Below are 25200 nucleotides of genomic sequence, written 5' to 3'. Positions count from 1 at the left end.
GAGACGCTCCTGTCCGGCGGTGCCGGGCCCACCTCCGCCGTCGCCCGCGGTGGGCTCGGCACCGCCGATTTCCCCGGTGGGGGACCCCGCCGTCGCGGCGGAAAGAAGGTGCGGGGGAGACTGGGTGAGCGGGGAGATTGGGTGCGGGTCGTAGGCCGTAGTGTGGGGCTGACCTCGTAGGACACTTCGCCGCTCCGAGGGCGCAGCGGCACCGTAGAGCCGGACAGATCTGTGAAGGAGCCGTCGCACCATGGAACGTCATGACGCGCCCTACCCCGTCGGACTGCGGCTGGCCGGACGGCGGGTCGTCGTGCTGGGCGGCGGCCAGGTCGCCCAGCGACGGCTGCCCGCGCTGGTCTCCGCGGGAGCGGACATCGTGCTGGTGTCACCCTCCGCGACGCCCTCCGTCGAGGCCATGGTGACGGCGGGCGAGGTGCGCTGGGAGCGGCGGCGCTACCAGGACGGCGACCTCGCCGACGCCTGGTACGCGCTGATCGCCACGACCGACCCCGCGGCGAACGCCGCCGCCTCCGCCGAGGCCGAGGCCCGCCGGGTGTGGTGCGTCCGCAGCGACGACGCCGAGGCGGCCACCGCCTGGACCCCCGCCACCGGCCGCACCGAAGGCGTCACCGTCGCCGTACTGACCGGGCGCGACCCGCGCCGCTCGGCCGCCGTACGGGACGCGATCGTCGAGGGGCTGCGGGACGGCAGCCTGGCGGCCCCGCACCACCGGACCCGCACACCGGGCGTCGCGCTCGTCGGCGGCGGCCCCGGCGACCCGGACCTGATCACCGTACGGGGCCGGCGGCTGCTCGCCGAGGCCGACGTGGTGATCGCCGACCGCCTCGGCCCGCGCGACCTGCTGGACGAACTCCCGCCGCACGTCGAGGTGATCGACGCGGCGAAGATCCCGTACGGCCGGGCGATGGCCCAGGAGGCGATCAACTCCGCGCTGATCGAGCACGCCAAGGCGGGCAAGGCGGTGGTGCGCCTCAAGGGCGGCGACCCGTACGTCTTCGGCCGGGGCATGGAGGAGGCCGAGGCGCTCGCCGCCGAGGGCATCGCGGTCACCGTCGTGCCCGGCATCTCCAGCTCCATCAGCGTGCCGGGCGCCGTCGGCATCCCCGTCACCCACCGCGGCGTCGCCCATGAGTTCACCGTCGTCAGCGGCCATGTCGCGCCCGACGACCCGCGCTCGCTGGTCGAGTGGGCCGCGCTGGCCCGGCTGCGCGGCACCCTGGTGCTGCTGATGGCCGTCGAGCGGATCGCCGAGATCGCCGAGGCGCTGGTGGCGGGAGGCCGCGGGGCAGACACCCCGGTGGCCGTGATCCAGGAGGGCACGACCGCCGCCCAGCGGCGGGTGGACGGCACCCTGGGGACCGTCGCCGCGCGGATCGCGGAGGAGGGCGTCAGGCCGCCCGCCGTGATCGTCATCGGCGACGTGGTGACCGTGGGCGGCGCCCTCACCGGGGGTACCCGGCGGTAACAGGTTGCGGACCCGCCGTTGGCAGCGGCGGGCGGACAGGGCAGTATCAGGCTGTGGCTGAGCTCATCACGATCGACGATCCCGACGACCCGCGCCTTCACGACTACACGTCGCTCACCGACGTCGAGCTGAGGAGGCGCCGCGAACCCGCCGAGGGGCTGTTCATCGCCGAGGGCGAGAAGGTGATCAGACGCGCCCGGCACGCCGGTTACCGCATGCGGTCGATGCTGCTGTCCGCCAAGTGGGTGGACGTCATGCGCGATGTCATCGACGAGCTGCCCGCGCCCGTCTACGCCGTCACCCCGGAACTCGCCGAGCAGGTCACCGGTTACCACGTGCACCGCGGCGCCCTGGCGTCCATCCAGCGCAAGCCGCTGCTCCCGCCGGAGGAGCTGCTGGCCGCCGGCCGCCGCTTCGCCGTCTTCGAGGACATCGTCGACCACGCCAACCTGGGCGCCGCCTTCCGCAACGCGGCCGCCCTCGGCGTGGACGCCGTCTTCCTCACGCCGCGCTGCGCCGACCCGCTCTACCGGCGTGCCGTGAAGGTGTCGATGGGCGCCGTCCTCCAGGTGCCGTGGACCCGGCTGCCGTCCTGGCCGAAGGACATGGAGCTGTTCCGCCGCCACGGCATCGTGACGGCGGCGCTCTGCCTGGCCGACAAGTCGATCACGGTCGACGAACTCGCCGCCCGCCGCTACGACAAGCTGGCCCTGATGCTCGGCACGGAGGGCGACGGCCTGACGATCGACGCCCTCCGCGCGGCGGACGAGTGGGTGCGTATCCCGATGGCGGCCGGCGTCGACTCGCTCAACGTGGCCGCCGCCTCCGCCGTGGCCTTCTACGCGACCCGCCAGTAGCGGCGGCCGGTCCGTCAGTTGGGGTTGTCGGCGCTGGTCAGCGTCTCCCAGGCGACGAACAGGTTGTTGGAGCCCGCCGGGCGGTTCCGCTCGGTCAGCGTCTGCGTGTTGGCCATCGCGACGCCGCGCCGGTTGTGCAGCGCGTTGAAGCCGACCTCCGTCACGGGGCCGAGCCCGCGCTTGATGGTGCCGTTGCACAGCCAGCTCGGCGGTGCGGTGCCCAGCTCGTACTTGGACTGGAAGCCGAGTGCCTGCCGCAGCCGTTCGCCGATGTCGGTGCCGTAGAGGTCCTGCCCCTGGATCCGGCTGGTCTCGGCGATGTGCGAGATCGCGGAGATGCCGTAGCCGCTGTGCGTGAAGTCGCGGCAGGTCTCCTGGGTCAGGCCGGTGACGAAGGTGGACTGGCCCTGCCAGTAACTGACGATCTTCTCCTTGGTGTTGAGGTTCTGGCTCGGCACCGTCTTGGGCAGCGCCCCGTCGGTGGAGAGGTAGACGTACGCGGCCGCGCGGGTGCGGAAGCGGGCCATCGCCTTGTCGTACGAGGTCTTGTCGTCGAGGAAGACCGATATCCCGACGGCGGCCTCCATCATCGACAGCTCCCAGTTGCCGTTGGAGTTGGAGCCGTTGATGATCTCGGGCAGGTAGACGTTGCGCAGCATCGTGCCGAAGCGGCCGGACTGCGGCCAGCCGCCGGTGTAGGTGTACTTGATGATCTCGGCCGCCTTGGGCCAGGACGAGCCCGCCCAGCCGGTCTGCAGCGGCGCGTTGCTGTTGGTGTGCGAGGTGATGGTGCCCGACCAGGCGTCCATCAGCGCGATGGACTTCTGCGCGTAGCGGGCGTCGCGGGTGAGGTACCAGGCGAGGGCGTCGGTGTACGCCGCTATCGCGTCCTCACGCTCGTCGGTGCAGCCGTAGTTGGGATTGGAGACCGGGCCGCACTCGACGGTCGCGCGGGGCTTGGGGGTGCGCGACAGCGAGGCGTACGGGCTCGCCATCATCTGGTCGAACGCGGCCTTCCACGGCTGGGCGCCCGCGTTCACCTTCGTGCGGACGAAGTCCAGTTGGGCGGCGGAGACGGTCACTCCGGGGTGGACGAAGGTGGCGGGCGCGGCGTCCGCCCGGTGAGTGCCGGGCCAGGCGAAGACGCCGACGACCAGGGCCGAGAGTGCGGCCGCTGTGGTGGCGAGGACCGCGGGACGTGTCCTGCGGCGGTGCCGCGCAGGTGTGGGGGTTCCTGCCATGCGGAGAGCCATCCGTTCCTATGTGTGAACGCAGCGTTCATTCCTGAACGCCTTGGGGTGCGGGAACCATAGGTACAGACCAGCTTCGCGTCAAGTCCCGTGCCCCGCCGCCGCCTTCACGCATCCGGCGGGGCCACGGGTCACCGACTACCCTTCCGCGGCCGGGAGTCCGACCAACTGCGCCAGCGCCGCGCGGTGCCGTCCCGGGGTGCCGAGCGCGATCTCGTTGGCCTTCGCCCGCTTCAGGTACAGATGCAGCGGGTGCTCCCACGTCATGCCGATACCGCCGTGCAACTGCACCGCCTCCTCGGCCGCGTGGACGGCGGTCGTGGCGGCGTACGACTGCGCGACGGCCACCGCCACGCGGACGTCGTCGGCCTCGCGGGCCAGCGCGTCGGCGGCGTTCCTGGCTGCGGCGCGGGCCGAGACGACTTCCAGCCAGAGGTCGGCGAGCCGGTGCTTGAGCGACTGGAAGGAGCCCACCACCCGCCCGAACTGGTGCCGCTCGCCGAGGTAGCGGACCGTCTCGTCAAGGCACCACTGGGCGAGGCCGAGCTGCTCCGAGGCGAGCAGTCCCGCCCCGGCCAGCAGCGCGCCGTCCAGTGCGGCGGCCGGGTCGGCGGCGGGCAGCGGGCGGCCGGTGGCGCCGTCGAGCGCGACATCGGCCAGCGGGCGGGTCAGGTCGAGTGACACCGGCCGGGTCAACGCCGCCTCGGCCGCGGCGACCTCGTACAGCGCGGGCCCGTCGGGACCGACGGCCGGGACGACGAGCACGTCCGCGGTGAGCGCGTCGGCGACGCTGGTGACCGTGCCGGTCAGCACGCCGTCCGCGGTGGCGCGCACCCCGGTGGGGAACGGGCCGCCGGGCGCGGCGGACAGCGGTACGGCCAGAGCGGCGGTGGCGCTGCCCGCCGCCAGCCTGCCGAGGAGCGCGGACACCGTGTCAGCTCCGGTGTCGCAGCCCAGCAGTGCGGTCGTGGCGAGCACCGCGCTGCCCAGGAAGGGCACGGGGGCCACCGCGCCGCCGAGCACCTCCAGGACCACGGCGGCCTCCCGGGCGGAGGCACCCTGACCGCCGAGCTTCTCGGGCACCAGCAGTCCGGCGAGGCCGAGTTCGGCGGCCAGCACCCGCCACAGGGCGGGGTCGTACGGGGTGTCGGTCTCGATCGCGGCCAGCACGGCGGTGGGCGGGCAGCGGTCGGCCAGCACCTCGCGGACGGCGGCGCGCAGGTCGTCCTCGACCTCGGAGTAGAGCAGGTCGGGCGTGCCGGGAGCGGGGGCGGCGGCGGTCATCGGGGCAGGTCCTTCCAGGCGGCGTCCTTGTCGGTACGCGGTTCCGAGGGCAGGCCGAGCACGCGCTCCGCGACGATGTTGCGGAGGATCTCGGACGTGCCGCCCTCGATCGAGTTGCCCTTGGCGCGCAGATAGCGGTAGCCCGCGTCGCGCCCGTAGAAGTCCACGCTCAGCGGGCGGACCATCGTCCAGTCGCTGTAGCGCAGGCCCTCCTCGCCGAGGAGTTCGACCTCCAGGCCGCTGATCCGCTGGTTGAGCCCGGCGAAGGCGAGCTTGAGGCCCGAGCCTTCCGGGCCGGGTGCGCCGACGGCCAGTTGCTGGCGGACCCGCTCGGCGCCGAGCCGGGCCACCTCGGCCTCGACCCACAACCCGAGCAGCCGGTCGTGCAGCTCGGGAGTGCGCAGCTCGGGCCGCTCCCGCCAGGTCCGCGCGACCGGCGCGATCATGCCGCCCTCACGCGGTACGGCCACTCCGCCGATGGCCACCCGCTCGTTCATCAGCGTGCTCTGCGCGACCCGCCAGCCGTCGCCGACCTCGCCGAGGCGGTGCGCGTCGGGGATGCGGACCCCGGTGAGGAACACTTCGTTGAACTCGGCCTCGCCGGTGATCTGCCGCAGCGGCCTGACCTCGACGCCCGGGTCGGTCATGTCGCACACGAAGTACGTGATGCCGCGGTGCTTGGGGACGTCCGGGTCGGTACGGGCGATGAGGATCGCCCAGCGGGCGTTGTGGGCGCTGGACGTCCATACCTTCTGGCCGTCCACCACCCAGTCGTCGCCGTCCCGGACGGCGCGGGTGCGCAGGCCCGCCAGGTCGGAGCCGGCGCCCGGCTCGCTGAACAGCTGGCACCACACCTCCTCGCCGGTCCACAGCGGACGCAGGAAGCGGGACTTCTGCTCGTCGGTGCCGTACCGCAGGATCGTGGGGGCGGCCATGCCGAGGCCGATGCCGATCCGGCGCGGGTCGTTGTCCGGCGCCCCCGCCGCGGCCAACTCCGCGTCCACCACGCCCTGCAGCGCCCGCGGGGCGCCCAGCCCCCCGAGCCCCACCGGGAAGTGCACCCACGCCAGCCCGGCGTCGAACCGCGCCCGCAGAAACCCGAGCACGTCCCCCGCCCCGGGATCCCGCTCCCCGAGCAGCGCCCGCACCCTCCCCCTCAGCTCCTCCTCGCCCATCCCACCCGTCATCCGCCGCGCCTCCTACCCGATCGCCCGAACACCATCCATCTAAGCAAGCGCTTAGAAACCTAACCGACCCAAGCCCACTCCGCCACCCCCCCCGCCAGGAGCGGCCGTACGGATGGGTCGCGATGCGCGGTCACACCGAAGCGCCCCAAAGGGGCGCGGGGAACTGCGCGCCCAGCCCATGACCGGGCTGCACGTCACCACCGGCCCCAAGGGGGCAGACGCGTCGTCTTCCCCCCACCGGCCCGGTGGGGTCTTCGCCCGCCGCGCGGGAGAGCGGGAGAGCGGGACGCCGGACGGGCGTCAGTTCCGTGTCGGTGCGGCGGGACCGGACGGGTGGGAGGCCGTGATCGGGGCGGGCGGGCGGGGAGTGCTCAGGGCGTGGGTGAGGCTGTGGCAGCCCTGGAGCGCGGCGATGCAGATGGCGGCCAGGAGCGTGACGATGACGAAGACGAACACCCGCTGCCGCAGCAGGCGGCGCTTGGAGCTGGGCGCGGGCCGACGGCCCGCGGCCGTACGCGTCGGGGTGCGGCCCGCACCGCTGCGCGGGGCCGGGGTACGGGGGTTGGTGGTACGCCCGCCGGACGTGGCGGCCCCCGTACCGGCCGTACGGCCATTCGTCGGGCCGCCCGCGGGCCGCCGCTCGGTGTGCTGCTGCGCGTACTCCTCCGCCCGCCGCCCCGTGGGCCGCTCAGGGCGCGGGCCTGCCGCCTTCGGCAGCCCCTCCCGGCGCGGCGCGGCGATACCCCGCGCCTCACGCGCGGCGATCTCCGCCAGCCGCTCCGCCAGTTGCGCGGTGCTCGGCCGCTCCTCGGGATCCTTGGCGAGACACGCGTAGACCAGCGGCGCGAGCGCGTCCGGCACCCCCGCAAGATCCGGCTCCTCGTGCACCACCCGGTACAGCATGACCTCGGAACTGCCCTGCCCGAAGGGCGAGTCGGCGGTCGCCGCGTACGCCAGCGTCGCGCCGAAGGCGAAGACGTCCGTCGCCGGAGTGACCGCGGCGCCGCGCACCTGCTCGGGCGCGAGGAAGCCCGGCGAGCCCACGGCGGTGCCGACGTGCGTGAGGGTGCTCGCCCCCGTCGCCCACGCGATACCGAAGTCGATGATCCGCGGGCCCTTGGGCGAGAGCAGGATGTTCGACGGCTTCAGATCCCGGTGCACCACACCCGCCTCGTGCACCGCCACCAGCCCCTCGGCCAATGCCGCACCGATCGAGGCGACCTCGGCCGCGGACAGCGTGCCGTTCTCGGCGACCTTGTCGTGCAGCGAGGGCCCCGGCACGTACTGCGTGGCGAACCAGGGGCGTTCGGCCTCCAGATCGGCCGCGACCAGCCGGGCCGTGCAGCCGCCGCGGATCCGCCGGGCGGCCGAGACCTCGCGCGCGAACCGCGAGCGGAACTCCTGGTCCTCCGCCAGCTCGGGCCTGATCACCTTGAGCGCCACCCGCTGGCCGCGCTTGTCGGCGCCCAGGTAGACCACGCCCATGCCGCCCGCGCCCAGCCGCCGGTGCAGCCGGAAGGTGCCCACGACCCGCGGATCCTCACGCCGGAGCCGCATCATCGCCATTGCGACACCCCCACTACCTCCGGTGGGGACGCCCCACTCCGCTGACTGGCCGGTCGGCCGACCACAGCTTACGGACTCAAGTCCCCGTGCGCGCTGAAGGCCCGCAGGCGCGGGCCCGTGAATTGTCAGTGCCGGGTGGGATCCTTGAGGAGTGGGAGCGGGCCCGCCCGACGGGCTGTCAGCACCGCGCCCTCATCGCCAACGGTCCGTCTGCCAAGGGGGAATGACGCCGTGAAGGGTGATCGTGTGGAGATAGTCGTCGACGCGGGGGACACCACCCGCACCTATGAAGTGATCGCCACCCGCGCCGGCCGGAGAGTGGAGACGGCCGTCCGCCGCGGAGTGGTGGAAGTGAGTGAAGTCACCCGGAGCGGCACGGTGGTGCGCACCGCGCGTTTCATGGCCACCCGGGTCCTCGCCCTGGTCGAACAGCCGGTGCCCAGGGAGGAGGAGCAGGAGAGCCGCGCCGGATGACGGCGGCCCTTCAGCCGTGGACCCGGCCTAGGCCCCGAGGTCAGGGACATCCCTGACGCGACCTAGGTCCACGCCTCCACCCAGGGGAGTATCCGTGACACCTCCCGTCATCCTCCGGGAGGCCAGTAAAGCGGTACGAGGGCATGACGACCCAGGTCGACCCCGCGCCTAATGTTGAGGTCAAGCGGCGGGCGAAGCACTCGTCCCCCGAGGTCAGACGTCCGCCGCCCCCAAATACACAAGTGAAGACCTGACCACAGCAGACCTCAGGAGAGGCCATGGCGAACACGGTGATCCGCACCGCGCGTGCCGTGCGCGACGGCAGGGCATGGACGGGCACCCGTCCGACCGGCCCCCGCCATCCGCTGGTCGCGGCAGCGATGGTGCTGCCGCTCGCCGCTCTCCTCGCCTACATCTTCGGTGGGCTCGATGCGGTGGTCACCCAAGCGTCGTCCGTGGCCGGCCTGATGGGGCGTTGACAAGCGCTCCAGGTCCGGAAGAGCGGTCCGGACCGGGGACATACCGGTAGTCACCCCGTGGGGACGGGGGTACGGCGGACGACTGCGTTTGCCCGGGTATCACTCGATACCCGGGCACAGCGCTGTCCGGGCCCGGACAGGCGGCTGCTTGACTGTGCCGATGAGAGCACCGCGGGAGCGACCAGCGGCGGGGGAGCCGCAGGTGGCATCGGACCAGCACCTCACCGCGTCCCTCGCCGCCCTGGCCGCCGCCTCAGCCGCCGCCGCGGTCGACCCGTCGGACGGTGAGCTCCCGCCCGGGGCCGTCGTCCTCGCGGACCGCCCCGACGGCACGGTCGTCCGGGTGGGCGACACCGTCGCCAAGGCCCACGCGGCGGACACCGACACCACCGCCCTCACCACCCGGCTGGCCATCGCCGCCCACCCCCTGCTCCACGGCATCCTCCTCCCACCCCTCCCCGCACCCGGCGGCCCACCAGCCGCGCCGCCCGTGCCCGCCGCCGCTCCGGCGGCCCCGCCGCCCGCGCCCGGGCCCACCCCGTTCCCCGCGCCCCGCGGCGCCCCGGCCGCCACGCGCCCCGTGACCCTGTGGCCGTACGGGAGTCCCGTCGACCGTGACACCCCCGCGGCGGCCCCCTGGGCGGCCGCGGGGGAGCTGCTCGCCCGGTTGCACGCCGTCCCGTGGCCGCGGCTGTCCCCGGCCGTGCCGGGCCCGCTGCCCGCCATGCGCGGCCCGGCGAAGGCGGCCCGGGCGATGTCCCGGCTGCTCGCCGCCCCCGGCGGGGCGGCGGACTCCGGCGCCGCACGGGCGGTCCGCCGGGCCTGGGAGCGGCTGCCCGGCTGGGCGCGCGGCGAGGAACCGTACGAAGGACCGGGCGCGCTCTGCCACGGCGACCTGCATCTGGGGCAGCTCGTCCGGCACCCCGCGCCGGACGGCCGCTGGCTGCTGATCGACATCGACGACCTGGGCGCCGGGGCGCCCGCCTGGGACCTGGCGCGGCCCGCGATGTGGTTCGCCGCGGGGCTGCTGGACCCGGCGGCGTGGAGCACGTTCCTGGCCGCCTACCGGGCGGCGGGCGGCGTGGCCGTACCGCCGTGGGGCGATCCCTGGCCGGCCCTGGACGTCGCCGCCCGCGCCCTGGCCGTACAGACCGCCGCGCTCGCTCTGGCCAAGGCGGCACGCGAGGCGCGGGAGTTGGACGAGGCCGAGTCCCAACTGGTGGCCGCCTGCGGCCGGATCGCGCAACTAGAGTGAGCTCCATCGAACACCGCGAGGAGATGAACCGACCATGGTCTGCCCCAAGTGTCATGGCCACATGCAGACGTACAACCGCAACGGCGTCCAGATCGAGCAGTGCGGCAACTGCCGCGGCATCTTCCTGGACTACGGCGAGCTGGAGGCGCTGACCCGGCTGGAGGGCGGCCAGTGGGTCCAGCCCCCGCCGCCGCAGGCATACCCGGCCCCGCCGGCGTACCCGCAGCCGCCCGCCCCCGCCTGGGGCGCCCCGCAGCACGGCGGCGGCCACCACGGCGGCCACGGGCACGGCCACCACGGTCACCGCGGCTTCGGCCACATGCTCTTCTCGTCGTGAGCCGGGGGCTGTGAAGGACCGCTCGTGTCACGAGTGAGGGCGCTCGTGACACGAGCAAGGGCCGGAAGCGGATGCTTCCGGCCCTCGGTGAACTGCGCGTGGACGATACTGGGATTGAACCAGTGACCCCTTCCGTGTCAGGGAAGTGCTCTCCCGCTGAGCTAATCGTCCTCGGTCGTGCGGGTGACGCGTGCGCGATACTGGGATTGAACCAGTGACCTCTTCCGTGTCAGGGAAGCGCTCTCCCGCTGAGCTAATCGCGCGGGTTTCCTGCCAGGACCCTCACAGGTCCAGTGGACGATACTGGGATTGAACCAGTGACCCCTTCCGTGTCAGGGAAGTGCTCTCCCGCTGAGCTAATCGTCCTTGGAGGTGGAGACGGGATTTGAACCCGTGTAGACGGCTTTGCAGGCCGTTGCCTCGCCTCTCGGCCACTCCACCAACACAGCGGGGGTTCGGGAAGATCCCCCACGTCGAGCGGACGACGAGATTCGAACTCGCGACCCTCACCTTGGCAAGGTGATGCTCTACCAACTGAGCCACGTCCGCAGCCGGTGCCTCTCCCAGGTGATTCCGGGAGGTGCTCCCACCACCGGTGCGCTCACGCGCCTCGGTGACGTGTTGAACTCTAGCGGATTCCCGGGCCAGCTCAAAAACCGGTTTGCGCAGCGTGCCGGGCCAATGGGCCGGGCGGCGACCGGCGGAGCGCCGCCGAACCCCCGCGCCTAGACTCGGCTCCACCTCTCACCGTCGACCAGGGAAGCACCGTGCGCGACCTCGCCCCCATGGCCCGCTTCGGCGACCTCGTCGCCTCCGACCTGCGGGATGTCACCGCGGATCTGGACGCACTCGACTCCTCGGGCTTCTGGGCGGTCGCCGCCGACTTCGACGGCCGTACCGTCTGCGCCCGCTTCGGTGACGTCCGCAAGGCCCCCGTCGGCCGCGGCCCGCTGCCGCCCGCGGAACCCTGGCGCGGCCCCGATCCGGACACCTGGACCTCGTCCATGGACCGGGAGGCGTACGTGGCGGGCGTCCGCGAGATCCGGGACCGGATAGCCACCGGCGAGGTCTACCAGGTCAACCTCTGCCGGGTGCTGACCGCGCCGCTGGACGCCGCCGCCGACATCGACGCGCTCACCGGCGTCCTCGCCCACGGCAACCCCGCCCCGTACGCGGGCACCATCCGGCTGCCCGCGCACGGCGTCGAGATCGCCACCGCCTCGCCCGAGCTGTTCCTGCGCCGGGACGGCTCCACCGTGGAGTCGGGACCGATCAAGGGCACCGCCCGCACCGCGGACGAACTGCTGGCCAAGGACTACGCCGAGAACGTGATGATCGTCGACCTGGTCCGCAACGACCTGGGCCAGGTCTGCGCCACGGGCTCGGTCACGGTGCCCGCGCTGTGCGCGGTGGAGCCGCACCCGGGCCTGGTCCACCTGGTCTCCACCGTCAGCGGCGAACTGCGGCCCGGCGCGAGCTGGCCCGAGCTGTTCGCCGCGGCCTTCCCACCCGGCTCGGTCACCGGCGCCCCGAAGTCCAGCGCACTGCGGATCATCGACGAGCTGGAACGGGCGCCCCGCGGCCCGTACTGCGGCGGCATCGGCTGGGTCGACGCCGACCGGCGTACCGGTGAACTGGCCGTCGGCATCCGCACGTTCTGGATCGACAGGACCGGCGAGGCCCGCGGCACCGGCCCGCGGCTGTGCTTCGGCACCGGCGCCGGGATCACCTGGGGCTCGGATCCGGAGGGTGAGTGGGCGGAGACGGAGCTCAAGGCGGCCAGGCTGCTGGCGGTAGCGTCAGGGGTGCACGAGACAAGCGGAAGGATTCTTCGGTGAAGATCTGGGTGAACGGCGGGCTCCGGGAGGCCGGGGACGCCACGGTGTCGGTGTTCGACCACGGCCTCACGGTCGGCGACGGCGTCTTCGAGACCCTCAAGACCGTGGACGGCACGGCCTTCGCCACCACCCGGCACCTCGACCGGCTGGCCCGCTCCGCGCACGGCCTCGGCCTGCCCGCCCCCGACCTCGACGAGGTGCGCACGGCCTGCGAGGCCGTACTCGCCGCCAACCCGATGCCGCGCGGCCGGCTGCGCATCACCTACACCGGCGGCCTCTCCCCGCTCGGCTCCGACCGCGGCGACGCGGGCGCCACGCTCGTGGTCGCGCTGGGCGAGGCGACCGTACGCCCGGACAGCACCGCGGTGGTCACCGTCCCGTGGACGCGGAACGAGAAGGGCGCGCTGGCCGGGCTGAAGACCACCTCGTACGGCGAGAACGTGGTGGCACTGGCCCGCGCCCACGCCCACGGCGCCTCGGAGGCGCTCTTCGCCAACACCGAGGGCAGGCTCTGCGAGGGCACCGGCTCCAATGTCTTCGTCGTGCTCGGCGGACGGCTGCTCACCCCGCCGCTGGAGGCGGGACCGCTGGCGGGCATCACCCGCGCGCTGGTCATCGAGTGGGCCGGCGCCCAGGAGGCCGACCTGCCGTTCGACGTCCTGGAGGAGGCCGAGGAGATCTTCCTGACCTCCTCGCTGCGTGACGTCCAGGCCGTGCACCGCGTCGACGGCCGTGAGCTGCCGGGCGCCCCGGGGCCGGTCACCGCCAAGGCCATGCGAATCTTCGCCGAGCGGGCAGCCTCCCACGTGAACCCGTAGAGCTCCCGTGTGAACCCGCGAAGTCCGGACCGGCGTCGGCCGGGCGCGGTACAACGTCAGAAGACCGCGAGGGGAGCGTGACCATGACGACGACCCTGAGACCCGTCGGGCCCGAGCGCCGTGAGGACGACGGCTGGCGGGCCCGCGACTACACCGTCTGCGTCAACGGCCGCCCGGTGGGCGCCGTGCGGCTGAGCACGGACCGGCGGTTCGGCCCGCACATCGGCCGGATCGACGGCCTCGCCATCGACGAGGCCGACCGCAGGCGCGGCCGCGGTACCGTCGCCGCGCTGGCGGCCGAGGAGGTGCTGCGGCTGTGGGGCTGCACCCGGGTGGAGACCTCGGTGCCCGCCGAGGCCGAGCACGGACTGCGGCTGGCCACCACTCTCGGCTACGTCGAGCGCAACCGGAACATGGCCAAGGAGCTGCGCGGCCCGCGCCCGGTGCTGCCCGCGGGAAGCGTGCTGCGCCCGCTGACCGAGGACGAGTACGGACCCTGGCTGGAGCGCGAGCGCGAGGGGTTCGTGGTCAGCCTCACCGACCGCGGGGTGCCTCGCGACCAGGCGGAGGCCCGGGAGGCGGCCTCCTTCGACGAGGTGCTGCCGCAGGGCCTCCACACACCCGGCACCGGCCTGTACGCGCTCACCCACGACGGCGCGATCGTCGGCAATCTGTGGCTGCGCCTGCACGACCCGGCCGCGCCGAGCGGCCAGGGCTGGGTCTTCTCCGTCGAGGTGGAGGCCGCCCAGCGGGGCCGCGGGCACGGCCGCACCCTGATGCTGGCCGCCGAGACCGCCTGCCGCGACGCCGGGGCCGACAGCCTCGGCCTCAACGTCTTCGCGGGCAACACCCCGGCGGTGCGCCTGTACGAGGCGCTGGACTACCGGACGACGGCGCGGCACCTGTACAAGACGCTCTGAGGCGGGCGCGGCGGGCAGGCGGGCCGCTGCCGCCCGCCGGGGCGCTCCCGCCGCCGGAGCGCGCCTACCGGCCCAGCAGCCCGTCGGCGATCTCCTCGATCCGCGCGCGCAACCCCTCCTGGCTCTTGCCGCCGTCCAGCCGCTCGCCGCCGATCACATAGGTGGGGGTGCCGGTGACGCCGATCGCCTTGCCCTCGGCCTCGTCGGAGTCGACGACCAGCAGGTGCCGCCCGTCGATCAGCGCGGTGTCGACCTCCTCGGCGTCCAGCCCCAGCTCGCGTGCCACCTCGACCAGCACCGGCTCACCGCGGTCGGCCAGCTCCTCGGCGCGCGCCAGCACGGCTTCCGCGTACGGCCAGCCGCTGCCCTGCGCGTACGCCTCCTCGTACGCCTGCGCCGCGGCCAGCGCGTGCGCGTGCTTGGGCAGCGGGAAGTGGCGCAGCTGGATGTCGAGGGCGTCGCCGTACCGTGCGCGCAGCGCCCGCAGGTCGTCCAGGGCGGTCCGGCAGTCCGTGCACTGCAGTTCGCACCAGACTTCGAGAACCGGGGTGCGAGGGGCCGGGGCAGAGGGGTGATCCATGGGAGCAGTCTCCCACTCGGGGAGGAGACACCCCGGAGATCCCCCTGAACCCTGCCCTCGACCGTGGCCCCGGGACCGCCGGGCGAGGCACGATGGGAGGACGAGACCCCGCGGGGTTCCCGCACCCCGGCACGGTGCCAGGATCCAGCGGGGCCAGCCGACACTGCCGCAGGAGCCGCAGGATGCTGACCATTGCCCTTTGCGCCGTCCTGACCGCGGCGGGGCTGGCCTTCGCCGTGAAGACCGCCTACCGCCGCCGGTATCTGACGGCCGTCCGTATCGCCGCGGTCTCCCTGCTGCCGTTCGGCCTGGCCCTCGCCGGGCTGGTCACCCTCGGCCGCAAGGTCGGCACGGCGACCGCCGACTGGGCCACCGACCTGGTCTTCAAACCGACCGTCTGGCTGGGCTTCGGCGTCATCGCCGTCTCCGCGCTGCTCTACGGCGCCACCCGGCTGATCTCCGCCCGTACCGACCCGGAGCAGCCCCCGGCGGCCGTCCCGGGCGCCTCCACCCCGGCGCTTCCCGCGTCCCGGCCGGCCGCCAAGCGCCGCGGGTCGGCCGACAGCGGGCTGTCCGACTTCGCCGACGTGGAGGAGATCCTCAAGCGCCGCGGCATCTGAGCGCCGGGCGTACCCGGAAACACCCCTGAGAGTCCGCGTGTTGGGCCACGGGTGATCGTCGGCTGCGCGATCATCAGCCTGTGCTGCCCTCCTCCGGGGATCGGCTGGCCGTTCCCGTTCCACTGCCGGATCGTGCCGAAACCGCTCGTCAGTCCCCCCTCCGCGCGCCTGCCGCGCCGTCCACGGGGGAGGCCGCTTCCCTCCCGGCCCCCACCGCCCCCACCGTGCCGACAGGTCCCACCGTCCCCACCGCTCCCATCGTCCCGGCCGGCCGGACCCGCCCCGACGCGGGCCGCGGACCGGGGGAGGGGACGCAGGCGTTACCCGAAGCGCGCGGCTGCCTGTTCGCGCTGTCTCAGCCGCCGCTGATGCTCTTCCTGTGCGTGATCGGCGCCCTGCTCGGAGCGGGGGCGATCTACGACCTGCTGCAGTGAGCGGCGCGCCAGGCGTTCGCGGCCGTTCCGGGGCAGACCGCGGGCGGCCGCGTCAGGCGTTCGCGGCCGTTCCGGGGCAGACCGCGGGCGGCCGCGTCAGGCGCTGGCCTCGCGCTGCCGGGCGCGGTACGCGGCCACGTGCAGGCGGTTGCCGCAGGTGCGGCTGTCGCAGTAGCGCCGGGAGCGGTTGCGGGACAGGTCGACGAAGGCGCGGCGGCAGTCGGGCGCGTCACAGCGCCGCAGCCGCTCCCGCTCGCCCGCGACGATCAGGAAGGCCAGTGCCATGCCGCCGTCCGCGGCGAGGTGGTCGGCCAGCGAGGCGCCGGGCGAGAAGTAGTGCACATGCCAGTCGTAGCCGTCGTGGTCGGTGAGCCGAGGGGTGGTGCCCGCCTCGGCGACCATCGCGTTGAGCAGGGTGGCGGCCGCGGTGTCGTCGTCCGAGCCGAAGACGGCGGTGAAGCGGGCGCGCACCGCGAGCACCGCGGCCAGATCGCCGCGGTCGAGCCTGCCCACTTCGCTCACCTGGTGGCGCTCCACGAAACCGCGCAGGTCCGCGAGGTCGGCCAGCGACTCCCTGCCCTCGATCTGCGGTGCGGTGTTGACCAGGTCGACGACACTGTCGAGCGCGCACCTGGTGTCATGGTTGATGAGCACGGAATCGCTCCCTGCCGGAGTGATCGGTCGGCTGCGTTCCGGTGACTGTAGCGCGCGAGAGCCGCCGCCGTGGGGGCTGGCTCCACGGTGGCGGCTCTTGGTGTCGCGGTCCGTAGCGGCCGGGCCGATGGTCCGGCGCCGCTGGTCAGGTCCGGGCGTCCCCCCGAGTAGGACAGCCGCGGACGGCGGGGTGTGGGGGCTGGGTCTCAGCTCTCCGCGAGGATGTGGGAGAGCTCTGTGTCGAGATCGAAGTGGCGATGCTCCGTGCCCGGCGGCACCGCGGCGTCCGTCCGCTTCAGGAAGGACTCCAGGGCCCGCGCCGGGGCTTCGAGCAGCGCCTCGCCCTCCGGGGAGCTGAGGGCGATGCAGACGACGCCCTGACCGTGGCTGCGGGACGGCCAGACCCGGACGTCTCCGGTGCCGGTAGGGCGGTGCAGCCCCTCGGCGAGCAGATCGCGGGCGAACACCCATTCGACCGTCTCTTCGGCTCCGGTGTGGAAGGTGGCGTGCACGGCATACGGATCGGCCGTGTCGTACCGCAAGCCCGCGGGTACAGGCAGTGAGGATTCGCTCGACACAACGAGGCGCAGGTGCAGCTCGCAGCTGACCGTGGTGTTCATAAGCGCCAGGGCCTTTCGCTCAGTGTGCGCTCGGGGATTCGCACGTCGGCGAAATCGACATGCCACCTGCGAGGACGTTGTAAACCCCTCTGAGGGGTTTGTGAGGCTTCTGGTACCTCGTCCGGCCCAGTCCCGAGACCGGCGGAACGACCATTTCGGTGAGCGTTCCGGGTCCGGTAGATTTGCCCGCATGGCTGCGGAGAGTGACGAGTTCGGGGAAGCCGTGGCCAATGGTCCGCGGCTCGGTTCGCGGGCGCCCGCCTTCATCCGGCGCTCGCCCGTGCTGCACCCCGTCTGGCAGGCGGGCGTCTTCGTCGTCGGCCTCGCCGTGGTCGCCGGGGGCGTGCTGCTGCTGCCCCTGCCGGGACCCGGCTGGGTGGTGATCTTCGGCGGCATGGCGATCTGGGCGACCGAGTTCGTCTGGGCGCAGAAGGTGCTGCACTGGGCGAGGAGCAAGGCCGCCGCCGCGGCGAAGGCCGCGCTCGACCCCCGGGTGCGGCGGCGCAACCTGCTGCTGACGGCCGCGGGCCTGACCGTCGTGGCGGGGCTCGCCGGCTGGTACGTGTACGCCTTCGGCCTGGCGGCGCCGTGGGCCGCGCAGTGACGGCCGAGGTGGTTCGGAGCCCCCGCTGAGGTGCGGTAATGTTGTCCACGCGTCCGGGCGATTAGCTCAGCGGGAGAGCACTTCGTTCACACCGAAGGGGTCACTGGTTCGATCCCAGTATCGCCCACCGGATCAAGGATCCCGGAGACCGTTTCCCACGGTCTCCGGGATCCTTCGCGTTCGCCCCCGTAACGCCGGCCCGATCGCTCACACTGGCCGTATGGAGTGGAGTCATTACCGATTCCGTACGAAGTGGGACCTCGACGCCGCCCCCGACGCCGTCTACCGCGTCCTGGAGCGGCCCGACCATTACCCCGACTGGTGGCCGCAGGTGCGGGAGGTCCGCCAGACCGGCGACACCACCGGCGTGCTGCGCTTCCGTTCCTTCCTGCCCTACGACCTGGTGGTCAACGCCCGCTCCACGCGGCACGACCCCGAACTGCGCATCCTGGAAGTCGCCATGACCGGCGACCTGGAGGGCTGGGTGCGCTGGACCATCTCACCGGGCAGCCCCGGCACCCGGCTCCTCTTCGAGCAGGAGGTGGTGGTGCGCAAGCCGTTGATGCGGCGCTTCGCCGTCCCCTGCCGGCCGATCTTCGTCGCCAACCACGCCCTGATGATGCGCGGCGGCCGCCAGGGCCTGCTCACCCGCCTCGCCGCCGACGCCCGGCATGTGGTTTGAACGCGAGCGCCCTTCGCCTGTATGGTTCGTGACGTCCCGGGCGATTAGCTCAGCGGGAGAGCACTTCGTTCACACCGAAGGGGTCACTGGTTCGATCCCAGTATCGCCCACGTCATGACAAGGCCGGAGAGTCCAACTGGACTCTCCGGCCTTGTGCGTTCCTCGGGACTCAGGCGGCGGGCGGGATCGCGCGGCCGGGCTGGGGTTCCGGGCGCAGGGGCCAGGCGGGGTCGCAGTGTTCGGCGGAGCCGTTGAGGGCGAACCACGCCTGGAGGCCGCGGGCCTGGCCGGCGTGCCAGACCGCCTGGCGGGCGTGGAGTTCGGCGGCGCTGAGCGGTTCGAGCCGGTCGGCGAACCGGCGGCCGACGGCGCGCACCAGGTCGAGCGAGGCGGCGGCGTCGGCGGCCGCGTCATGGGCGCCGTCCAGGGTGACGCCGTAGTACGCGCAGAGGTCGGTGAGGGTCCTGCGGCCCTTGCGGTAGCGGTCGAGATGCTTGTCCAGCACGCGGGGATCGATCACGCACCAGGCGGGACCGGCGAAGTACGCGCTCAGGGCCACCGCACGGTGCCGCTTCAACTCCCGGTCGAGCAGGGTGAGATCGAACGGCGCGTTCATCACCACCAGCGGGACGCCCGCGGCCGAGCAGGCCGCCAGCGCCCTGGCCAGCTCCTCCACCACCAGCCCCGGGGGCTGCCCGTGCCGGCACAGGAAGTCGTCCGACAGGCCGTGTATGGCCTGCGCCGACTCCGGCACCGGTACCCCGGGATTCACCAACCAGCGGGAGACGTCCGGGGTTTGGCCGGGCCGCAGCTGGATGACCAGTGCGGCCGAGACGATGCGGTCGTGCTCCACGTCCACCCCCGTCGTCTCGGTGTCGAACGCGGCGAGCGGTCCCTCGTACCAGCGTGGCATGGCGCCTCCTCCCGCACTCTGTGTACCCATGACGCAATGTCATCTAACCGTGACAGTTTGCGAGTTGTCGCTGGTGGAGATGACATCAGTGACAGTGAAACGTACGACGTACATACAGGCGTACGGACGCAGGCACGGCGAGAAAGGCACGGAGAGCGATGGCGCTCGCGCAGCCCGACCCGGGCAGTCTGCTGCCGGAGCGGACGGCACCGCTGCGCGGCGGACTCGCCACCACCAGCAGTATGGAAACGCTCCAAGTGGGCTATCTGCACGCGGTCGCGGCCGCGGCCGGGTGCTCGCTCGCCCAGCCCTTCCCCGACAACGGCATCGACTGGCACGTGAGCCACAGCTCGCGGGCGCACGCGGTCGACGACGAGGTCACCATCAAGGTGCAGCTCAAGTGCACCTACCAGATCGCCCCGCACCCCCCGGGGCCCACCTTCGGCTTCACCCTGGAGAACGCGCACCTGGCCAAGCTCGCCAGAACCCCCGCGTCGGTGCACAAGATCCTGGTCGTGATGCTCGTCCCGCGCACCCAGGAGGAGTGGCTGCGGGCCAGCCACGACCGGCTCGAACTACGGCACTGCTGCTACTGGACCAATCTGGCGGGCCACGCCGTGACGGGGAGGTACAAGACCACCGTGCGGATACCCACCGCGCGGATCTTCGACGACCGCGCGCTCTGCGAGATCATGGCGCGGGTCGGGGCGGGAGGACGACCCTGATGCACCCCACCGGTGACGAACCCGCGCCACCACCGGACGCCGAACGCGTCGACCCCGCGGTGCTCACCGCGCTGCTGCGCCGCCACGGCTGGCAGCGCCGCGGCGGCACGGCGGGCCGCTACAGCCGCTGGACCCCGCCCGCGGCCGACGGCCGGCAGGGCGAGCAGGGCACCAGCCTGCTCGTCCCCGACGCGCGCCCGCACGGCGCCCGCAGCGCGTACGCCGACTACGGCGACCTGCTCACCGAGGCGCTCACAGCGCTCGCCCGCTCCCCGGCGCCGTCCGCCGCCGAGGTGCTGCGCGCGCTCACCATCCCCGGCGACGAGATCCGCTGGCGGCGCGATGTGCCGCGGATCGGCGACGCGGTGCCCTGGACCACCGCGGAGCACCTGCGGGCCGCCGCCCGCGCGATGCTGCTCGCCGCCGCCCGGGCCGCCCGCCGCCCCGCCGGGTACTTCGGCGAGCGCCACGGGCAGTACGCCGCCGCCTTCCTCGGCCAGGTGCTCGTCGGCCCCTCGCCCGGCGGCCATCTGCTCACCGCCTACACCCCCGTCCCCGACGGCCGCCAGGTCGCCACCACCCTGCTGCGCGCCCTGCAGGCGACCCGGGACGCCGTCGACTACCAGCGCGCCACCGCCGGTATGCAGGCGTTCGACGACGCCGTCTGCCTCGGGGTGAGCCATGAGCTGGCCCAGTCGCTGGTCAGGCTGGTGCGCGGCACCGAAGGGGTGGCCATCGCGCTGGCCTGGTCACCGGCGGCGGGCCCGCCCGCCGGATTCGCGGCCCGCCCGGAACCCGTCGAGTTCTCGCCCGGCGACCTCCCCGCCCTGGAGGCCGCCGGTGCCCGTTATCTGCACCGGGAACCGTCCGTCGCGGTCCGGCTGACCGGCACCGTCGCCCGGCTGCGCCGCCCCGCGCCGACCGGCGGCGGCACCGTGCGGCTGCGGGTGCTCTCCGGCGCCGACGTCCGCCAGGTGCGGGTCAGACTGGACGAGGAGGCGTACCGGATCGCGGTGCACGCGCATCTCGCCGGGCTGGCCGTCCAGGTCAGCGGCCGTCTGGAGAGCCGCGGCGGCTTCCGGCGGCTGGCCGCGCCCAGCGGCGTCGGCCCGGTGGAGCTGGACGAAGCGGAGCGCGACCGGTTGCTGAAGGCGCCGCACGGCGGCGCCGGAGGCTTCGCGGACACTTAACGTTTCGCGGGCAGTCCTTCCGGCTCGGTACGATTCACCGGTGCGGCCACCACCGCCGCCCGTGCGTCACCACAGCCAGTAGGACCTCAGTCAGGAGCAGACCGGTGTCAGACGTCCGTGTGATCATCAAACGCGATTCCGCCGAACCGGAAGAGCGGGTGGTCACGACGGGGACGACCGCGGCCGAACTCTTCCCCGGCGAGCGCTCGGTGATCGCCGCCCGGGTCGGCGGCGAGCTGCGGGACCTCGCCCACGCCGTCGCCGACGGCGACGAGGTCGAGCCGGTGGACATCGGCAGCGAGGACGGCCTGGCCATCCTGCGGCACTCCACCGCCCATGTGATGGCGCAGGCCGTGCAGGAGCTGCACCCCGAGGCCAAGCTCGGCATCGGCCCGCCGGTCAAGGACGGCTTCTACTACGACTTCGACGTCGCCACTCCCTTCACCCCCGATGACCTCAAGGCCATCGAGAAGAAGATGCAGGAGATCCAGAAGCGCGGACAGCGCTTCTCGCGCCGTGTGGTCACCGACGAGGCCGCCCGCGAGGAGCTGGCCGCCGAGCCGTACAAGCTGGAGCTGATCGGCCTCAAGGGCTCCTCGGCCACCTCCGACGACGGCGCGGACGTGGAGGTGGGCGGCGGCGAGCTGACCATCTACGACAACCTCGACGCGAAGACCGGCGAGCTGTGCTGGAAGGACCTGTGCCGCGGCCCGCACCTGCCCACCACCCGCAACATCCCGGCCTTCAAGCTGATGCGCAACGCCGCGGCGTACTGGCGCGGCAGCGAGAAGAACCCGATGCTGCAGCGGATCTACGGCACCGCGTGGCCCACCAAGGAAGAGCTCAAGGCGCACCTGGACTTCCTGGAGGAGGCCGCCAAGCGCGACCACCGCAAGCTCGGCACCGAGCTGGACCTCTTCTCGATCCCCGAGCAGATCGGTTCGGGGCTGGCCGTCTTCCACCCCCGCGGCGGCATCATCCGCCGCGTCATGGAGGACTACTCGCGGCGGCGCCACGAGGAGGAGGGGTACGAGTTCGTCTACACCCCGCACGCCACCAAGGGCACCCTCTTCGAGATCTCCGGGCACCTGGACTGGTACGCCGACGGCATGTACCCGCCCATGCAGCTCGACGAGGGCACGGACTACTACCTCAAGCCCATGAACTGCCCGATGCACAACCTGGTCTTCGACGCGCGCGGCCGCTCGTACCGTGAACTGCCGCTGCGCCTGTTCGAGTTCGGGACCGTGTACCGGTACGAGAAGTCGGGTGTCGTGCACGGCCTCACCCGTGCCCGCGGCTTCACCCAGGACGACGCGCACATCTACTGCACCAAGGAGCAGATGGCGGAGGAGCTGGACTCCACCCTCACCTTCGTGCTCGACCTGCTGCGCGACTACGGCCTGACCGACTTCTACCTGGAGCTGTCCACCAAGGACCCGGAGAAGTTCGTCGGCTCGGACGAGACCTGGGAGGAGGCCACCGAGACGCTGCGAAAGGTGGCCGAGAAGCAGGGGCTGCCGCTGGTCCCGGACCCGGGCGGCGCCGCCTTCTACGGCCCGAAGATCTCGGTGCAGACCAAGGACGCGATCGGCCGCACCTGGCAGATGTCGACCGTGCAGCTCGACTTCAACCTGCCCGAGCGCTTCGACCTGCAGTACACCGCGCCCGACGGCTCCCGGCAGCGCCCGGTGATGATCCACCGCGCGCTCTTCGGCTCGATCGAGCGGTTCTTCGCGGTGCTGCTGGAGCACTACGCGGGCGCCTTCCCGGCCTGGCTGGCGCCGGTGCAGGCGGTCGGCATCCCGATCGGTGACGCGCACGTCCCGTACCTGCGGGAGTTCGCCGCCGAGGCGAAGCGGCTGGGGCTGCGCGTCGAGGTGGACGCCTCCTCGGACCGGATGCAGAAGAAGATCAGGACTCACCAGAAGCTGAAGGTGCCGTTCATGATCATCGTCGGCGACGACGACATGACCGGCGGCACGGTCTCCTTCCGCTACCGCGACGGCTCGCAGGAGAACGGCATCCCGCGCGACCAGGCGCTGGCCAAGCTGGTCGACGTCGTCGAGCGGCGCGTCCAGGTCTGAACGGCCCGACCGGGCCCGCTCTCGTCGAGGGCGGGCCCGGCGGCGCGCCCGCCGAGGGGCAAGTCCTATGCTGAGCGGCATGACGAGTGAGCCGGAGCAGCAGAACGGAGCGGGGGCGCCGGACGCGTTCCAACGCCTGTGGACCCCGCACCGGATGGCGTACATCCAGGGCGAGAACAAGCCCACCGGCCCCGGTGCCGGTGACGGGTGCCCCTTCTGCGCGGTGCCGGCCGAGTCCGACGAGGACGGCCTGATCATCACCCGGGCCGAGCACGTCTACGCGGTGCTCAACCTGTACCCGTACAACAGCGGCCACCTCATGGTGGTGCCGTACCGCCATGTCGCGGACTACACCGAGCTGGACGCGGCGGAGACCGCGGAGCTGGCGGAGCTGACCAAGCAGGCGATGACCGCGCTGCGGACCGCGTCGGGCGCGCAGGGCTTCAACATCGGCATGAACCAGGGCGGGGTCGCCGGCGCCGGCATCGCCGCGCACCTGCACCAGCACGTGGTGCCGCGCTGGGGCGGCGACGTCAACTTCATGCCCGTCGTCGGCCACACCAAGGTGCTGCCGCAGCTGCTGGCCGACACCCGCAAGATGCTCGCGGACATCTGGCCCTCCTGACCCCGGGCCGTACGGGGTCAGGTGTCGGGGTCAGGTATCCAGGTCAGGCGTCGCGGTCAGGCGTCGTACGCGTCGGCCTTGCGCGGCTCCACACCCTGCACCAGCCCGCTGAGCACCATCGAGCGGCTGGCGAAGTGCGAGGTGTCCACGCCGTTCTCCTGCATGACCTGGATCGCGGCGGCGTGCACGGCGCGCAGTACGGGCGTGGCGGCGCGCAGCGCGTCGTCGGCCATGAAGCGGTGCTTCCACGGCTTGTCCGCCCAGGTGTGGCGCAGCCCGAACGGCTCGGGCAGCGCCAGGGTGCCGCCCAGGAAGTCCAGCACCCCGGGGAACCAGGTCAGCGGCGCCCGCGCGGACAGCCGCACCACTTCGTTGGACTCGATCAGCGGCAGCTGCACCTTCCTGGTCTCCCAGAACTTGACCGGCTTGCTGACTTCCTTCTCCTTGGGCGCGGGCGCGGTGGTGAACAGCGAGTGGATCGGGCCGAGCGCGTGCCCGGTGACCTCGACCCGCAGGGTGTGCGCCAGCACGGTCACCGTCACCATGAGGGTGATGATCAGGTTGCCGTCCCAGAGGGTGAACTGGATGCCCAGGTAGTGCCGGTTGCCCTTGCCGAACTGCTGGGTGTTGCAGATCCGCTGGATCTCGAAGTCCTTGACCGTGTAGCCCTCGATCTCCGCGCCGGTCGGGCGGGCGATCTTGCCCGCGCCCTCGCCGACGGGCACCACGACCCAGTGCCGTATCGACGCCTTGGGGAAGCCGCCGGTGTGCAGCGGCCCGCGCTCCAGCATCCGCAGCTTGTCGTGGATCGCCCGGATGACGTCCCAGCTGCGGAACGGGTGGATCTCGGCCAGGCCCTCGCGCGGCAGCAGCTCCTCGGCCATCTGCCAGTTGCCCCAGCGGCTGCCCATGCCGAGTATCCCCTTGGGACCGGCGTAGAAGACCACGTTGCTGTTCTGCTCGGCCGACAGCTTCGCCAGGCTCTGCCGCAGCAGCTCGGCGCGGGTCTGGTTGGGGTTGCGGGGGACCGCCTCGGGGATCTTCGCCCCGACCGCGGTGCCCGCCACCAGGCCCGCCCAGCGGTCGCGCAGATCCCGCGCGGTGCGCTCGCAGATCCGCTTCGCCCAGAACCAGCCGATGATCGGCGCGATCATCAGCACCCGGAAGTACTCCCGCCAGAAACCGTGGAACGGCGGCTTGACCGCCAGCAGCACGGTGAAGGCCACCGCGACGGCCAGCACGACCGTGCCGAGGCCGCCCGCCCTGTTGCCGCGCGACTTCAGCGACGCCAGCGACGTACGGAGCTGGAAGGCACCGAGCCAGAGCAGCACACCGGGCAGGAAGAGCAGCCCGGTGATGCCCATCACGACGGTCAGCCGGGTGTCGCGCTCCTGCCGTATCCGGTTGGCGGCCAGGCAGTGCTCCACCACCGACTGCGGCTCCACGCCGAAGGACTGCACCAGTTCGTTGCGGGCCGCGCCGAGCATCCGGACCTGCACCGCGCGGGCGAACGCCTCGCCGAGGTTGGGCGCGAACAGCGACAGCCGAGGCGGCTTCACCGACGCCGCCTCGTTCGCCTCGACCAGGGCGGTGACCGGCGAGTCGCGGTACGCCGCCGAGGCCAGCGCCTGGGTCGCGGCCGTGCCGCCGTCCACGCCGATCAGCGGGACCTGCGCCCCGGGACTGAAGTCGAACCCCATACCGTCCGTCACCAC

Annotated in this window: 26 protein-coding genes and 7 tRNA genes; 19 read left to right on the top strand and 14 right to left on the bottom strand. The window is 72.8% G+C overall.

Annotated features, from left to right (window positions below; translation table 11 throughout):
• Positions 1–250: 250 nt before the first annotated feature.
• Together cobA and AB0M29_RS17060 are read left to right on the top strand one after the other, a co-directional pair.
• On the top strand, positions 251–1486 hold the full coding sequence (cobA, locus tag AB0M29_RS17065) for a uroporphyrinogen-III C-methyltransferase (protein ID WP_365383244.1): 1236 nt from the start codon (positions 251–253) through the stop codon (positions 1484–1486).
• A gap of 53 nt (positions 1487–1539) precedes the next feature.
• Positions 1540–2343 (top strand): RNA methyltransferase, encoded by an 804-nt coding sequence (locus tag AB0M29_RS17060; RefSeq protein ID WP_365383242.1) that lies wholly within the window; start codon positions 1540–1542, stop codon positions 2341–2343.
• A gap of 14 nt (positions 2344–2357) precedes the next feature.
• Here the strand turns inward: AB0M29_RS17060 and AB0M29_RS17055 are convergent, their stop codons facing one another.
• The 4 genes from AB0M29_RS17055 to AB0M29_RS17040 all read right to left on the bottom strand — a co-directional run bounded on the left by AB0M29_RS17055 (position 2358) and on the right by AB0M29_RS17040 (position 7630).
• Entirely contained in the window at positions 2358–3596 is a 1239-nt protein-coding gene (locus AB0M29_RS17055; protein WP_365383240.1) for an alginate lyase family protein, read from the bottom strand.
• 135 nt (positions 3597–3731) lie between these two features.
• Positions 3732–4877 carry an acyl-CoA dehydrogenase family protein gene (locus tag AB0M29_RS17050; protein ID WP_365383238.1) on the bottom strand — a complete coding sequence of 382 codons (1146 nt, stop codon included), beginning with the start codon at positions 4875–4877 and terminating at the stop codon, positions 3732–3734.
• Positions 4874–6064, bottom strand: coding sequence for an acyl-CoA dehydrogenase family protein (locus AB0M29_RS17045; protein WP_365383237.1), 1191 nt, complete (start codon positions 6062–6064; stop codon positions 4874–4876). The genes AB0M29_RS17050 and AB0M29_RS17045 overlap by 4 nt, the downstream gene beginning before the upstream one ends.
• A gap of 300 nt (positions 6065–6364) precedes the next feature.
• Positions 6365–7630 (bottom strand): serine/threonine-protein kinase, encoded by a 1266-nt coding sequence (locus AB0M29_RS17040; protein WP_365383235.1) that lies wholly within the window; start codon positions 7628–7630, stop codon positions 6365–6367.
• A 231-nt stretch (positions 7631–7861) separates the two neighbouring features.
• Between AB0M29_RS17040 and AB0M29_RS17035 the strand changes: the two genes are divergently transcribed.
• The 4 genes from AB0M29_RS17035 to AB0M29_RS17020 all read left to right on the top strand — a co-directional run bounded on the left by AB0M29_RS17035 (position 7862) and on the right by AB0M29_RS17020 (position 10175).
• A complete protein-coding gene (locus AB0M29_RS17035) occupies positions 7862–8104 on the top strand; it encodes a hypothetical protein (protein ID WP_365383234.1) in 243 nt (80 codons plus the stop codon).
• A gap of 278 nt (positions 8105–8382) precedes the next feature.
• A complete protein-coding gene (locus tag AB0M29_RS17030; protein ID WP_365383232.1) occupies positions 8383–8583 on the top strand; it encodes a hypothetical protein in 201 nt (66 codons plus the stop codon).
• Positions 8584–8785: 202 nt separating this feature from the next.
• The gene (locus AB0M29_RS17025; RefSeq protein WP_365383230.1) at positions 8786–9838 is read left to right on the top strand and encodes an aminoglycoside phosphotransferase family protein; all 1053 of its coding nucleotides are present in this window, start codon (positions 8786–8788) and stop codon (positions 9836–9838) included.
• A 34-nt stretch (positions 9839–9872) separates the two neighbouring features.
• The gene (locus AB0M29_RS17020; protein WP_365383228.1) at positions 9873–10175 is read left to right on the top strand and encodes a zf-TFIIB domain-containing protein; all 303 of its coding nucleotides are present in this window, start codon (positions 9873–9875) and stop codon (positions 10173–10175) included.
• Positions 10176–10274: 99 nt separating this feature from the next.
• Here AB0M29_RS17020 and AB0M29_RS17015 read toward each other — a convergent pair.
• The 5 genes from AB0M29_RS17015 to AB0M29_RS16995 form a co-directional block, all read right to left on the bottom strand.
• Positions 10275–10346, bottom strand: a tRNA-Val gene (locus AB0M29_RS17015).
• Positions 10347–10366: 20 nt separating this feature from the next.
• Positions 10367–10438: transfer RNA gene (locus AB0M29_RS17010), tRNA-Val, on the bottom strand.
• A gap of 31 nt (positions 10439–10469) precedes the next feature.
• Positions 10470–10541 (bottom strand) — tRNA-Val (locus AB0M29_RS17005).
• A 1-nt stretch (position 10542) separates the two neighbouring features.
• Positions 10543–10616, bottom strand: a tRNA-Cys gene (locus AB0M29_RS17000).
• Between the two features lie 35 nt (positions 10617–10651).
• Positions 10652–10724, bottom strand: a tRNA-Gly gene (locus tag AB0M29_RS16995).
• 218 nt (positions 10725–10942) lie between these two features.
• Between AB0M29_RS16995 and AB0M29_RS16990 the strand changes: the two genes are divergently transcribed.
• From AB0M29_RS16990 to AB0M29_RS16980, 3 genes are all read left to right on the top strand, one after another.
• On the top strand, positions 10943–12013 hold the full coding sequence (locus AB0M29_RS16990; RefSeq protein ID WP_365383227.1) for a chorismate-binding protein: 1071 nt from the start codon (positions 10943–10945) through the stop codon (positions 12011–12013).
• The gene (locus AB0M29_RS16985) at positions 12010–12831 is read left to right on the top strand and encodes an aminodeoxychorismate lyase (RefSeq protein WP_365383225.1); all 822 of its coding nucleotides are present in this window, start codon (positions 12010–12012) and stop codon (positions 12829–12831) included. Before AB0M29_RS16990 ends, AB0M29_RS16985 begins: the two co-directional genes overlap by 4 nt.
• Before the next feature lie 83 nt (positions 12832–12914).
• Positions 12915–13751, top strand: a complete 837-nt coding sequence (locus tag AB0M29_RS16980) for a GNAT family N-acetyltransferase (RefSeq protein ID WP_365383223.1) — start codon at positions 12915–12917, stop codon at positions 13749–13751.
• Positions 13752–13815: 64 nt separating this feature from the next.
• On the opposite strand, the gene AB0M29_RS16975 is transcribed toward AB0M29_RS16980, so the two are convergent.
• Positions 13816–14331: a DsbA family protein gene (locus tag AB0M29_RS16975; RefSeq protein WP_365383221.1), complete on the bottom strand. Its 516-nt coding sequence runs from the start codon at positions 14329–14331 to the stop codon at positions 13816–13818.
• 182 nt (positions 14332–14513) lie between these two features.
• On the opposite strand from AB0M29_RS16975, the gene AB0M29_RS16970 reads away from it, so the two are divergent.
• Both AB0M29_RS16970 and AB0M29_RS16965 read left to right on the top strand, forming a co-directional pair.
• Positions 14514–14951 carry a hypothetical protein gene (locus AB0M29_RS16970; RefSeq protein WP_365383219.1) on the top strand — a complete coding sequence of 146 codons (438 nt, stop codon included), beginning with the start codon at positions 14514–14516 and terminating at the stop codon, positions 14949–14951.
• A gap of 224 nt (positions 14952–15175) precedes the next feature.
• Positions 15176–15385: a hypothetical protein gene (locus AB0M29_RS16965; protein ID WP_365383395.1), complete on the top strand. Its 210-nt coding sequence runs from the start codon at positions 15176–15178 to the stop codon at positions 15383–15385.
• A 96-nt stretch (positions 15386–15481) separates the two neighbouring features.
• Here AB0M29_RS16965 and AB0M29_RS16960 read toward each other — a convergent pair whose 3' ends face one another.
• Together AB0M29_RS16960 and AB0M29_RS16955 are read right to left on the bottom strand one after the other, a co-directional pair.
• Positions 15482–16039: a CGNR zinc finger domain-containing protein gene (locus AB0M29_RS16960; protein WP_365383217.1), complete on the bottom strand. Its 558-nt coding sequence runs from the start codon at positions 16037–16039 to the stop codon at positions 15482–15484.
• Between the two features lie 206 nt (positions 16040–16245).
• Positions 16246–16659 carry an SsgA family sporulation/cell division regulator gene (locus AB0M29_RS16955; protein WP_003959770.1) on the bottom strand — a complete coding sequence of 138 codons (414 nt, stop codon included), beginning with the start codon at positions 16657–16659 and terminating at the stop codon, positions 16246–16248.
• 190 nt (positions 16660–16849) lie between these two features.
• On the opposite strand from AB0M29_RS16955, the gene AB0M29_RS16950 reads away from it, so the two are divergent.
• The 4 genes from AB0M29_RS16950 to AB0M29_RS16935 all read left to right on the top strand — a co-directional run bounded on the left by AB0M29_RS16950 (position 16850) and on the right by AB0M29_RS16935 (position 18055).
• Positions 16850–17263 (top strand): TIGR02611 family protein, encoded by a 414-nt coding sequence (locus AB0M29_RS16950; protein ID WP_365383215.1) that lies wholly within the window; start codon positions 16850–16852, stop codon positions 17261–17263.
• Positions 17264–17318: 55 nt separating this feature from the next.
• Positions 17319–17390: transfer RNA gene (locus AB0M29_RS16945), tRNA-Val, on the top strand.
• A gap of 93 nt (positions 17391–17483) precedes the next feature.
• On the top strand, positions 17484–17945 hold the full coding sequence (locus tag AB0M29_RS16940) for an SRPBCC family protein (RefSeq protein ID WP_365383214.1): 462 nt from the start codon (positions 17484–17486) through the stop codon (positions 17943–17945).
• Positions 17946–17983: 38 nt separating this feature from the next.
• A tRNA-Val gene (locus AB0M29_RS16935) sits at positions 17984–18055 on the top strand.
• A gap of 59 nt (positions 18056–18114) precedes the next feature.
• On the opposite strand, the gene AB0M29_RS16930 is transcribed toward AB0M29_RS16935, so the two are convergent.
• Positions 18115–18858, bottom strand: coding sequence for an exonuclease domain-containing protein (locus tag AB0M29_RS16930; RefSeq protein ID WP_365383212.1), 744 nt, complete (start codon positions 18856–18858; stop codon positions 18115–18117).
• Positions 18859–19016: 158 nt separating this feature from the next.
• On the opposite strand from AB0M29_RS16930, the gene AB0M29_RS16925 reads away from it, so the two are divergent.
• From AB0M29_RS16925 to AB0M29_RS16910, 4 genes are all read left to right on the top strand, one after another.
• Positions 19017–19583, top strand: coding sequence for a DUF4365 domain-containing protein (locus AB0M29_RS16925; protein WP_365383211.1), 567 nt, complete (start codon positions 19017–19019; stop codon positions 19581–19583).
• Positions 19583–20773, top strand: a complete 1191-nt coding sequence (locus tag AB0M29_RS16920; protein ID WP_365383209.1) for a hypothetical protein — start codon at positions 19583–19585, stop codon at positions 20771–20773. Before AB0M29_RS16925 ends, AB0M29_RS16920 begins: the two co-directional genes overlap by 1 nt.
• 104 nt (positions 20774–20877) lie before the next feature.
• Complete coding sequence (gene thrS / locus AB0M29_RS16915) at positions 20878–22860, top strand: threonine--tRNA ligase (RefSeq protein ID WP_365383207.1); 1983 nt, start codon at positions 20878–20880, stop codon at positions 22858–22860.
• Positions 22861–22927: 67 nt separating this feature from the next.
• Complete coding sequence (locus AB0M29_RS16910) at positions 22928–23485, top strand: HIT domain-containing protein (protein ID WP_365383205.1); 558 nt, start codon at positions 22928–22930, stop codon at positions 23483–23485.
• 56 nt (positions 23486–23541) lie between these two features.
• Here AB0M29_RS16910 and AB0M29_RS16905 read toward each other — a convergent pair whose 3' ends face one another.
• Positions 23542–25185: a hypothetical protein gene (locus AB0M29_RS16905; protein WP_365383203.1), complete on the bottom strand. Its 1644-nt coding sequence runs from the start codon at positions 25183–25185 to the stop codon at positions 23542–23544.
• Between the last annotated feature and the right edge of the window lie 15 nt (positions 25186–25200).

This window comes from Streptomyces sp. NPDC051976, assembly GCF_040680795.1.
Classification (GTDB): Bacteria; Actinomycetota; Actinomycetes; order Streptomycetales; family Streptomycetaceae; genus Actinacidiphila.
Note: the sequence above shows the minus strand (reverse complement) of the source record. Positions and strands in the feature narration are given on the sequence as shown.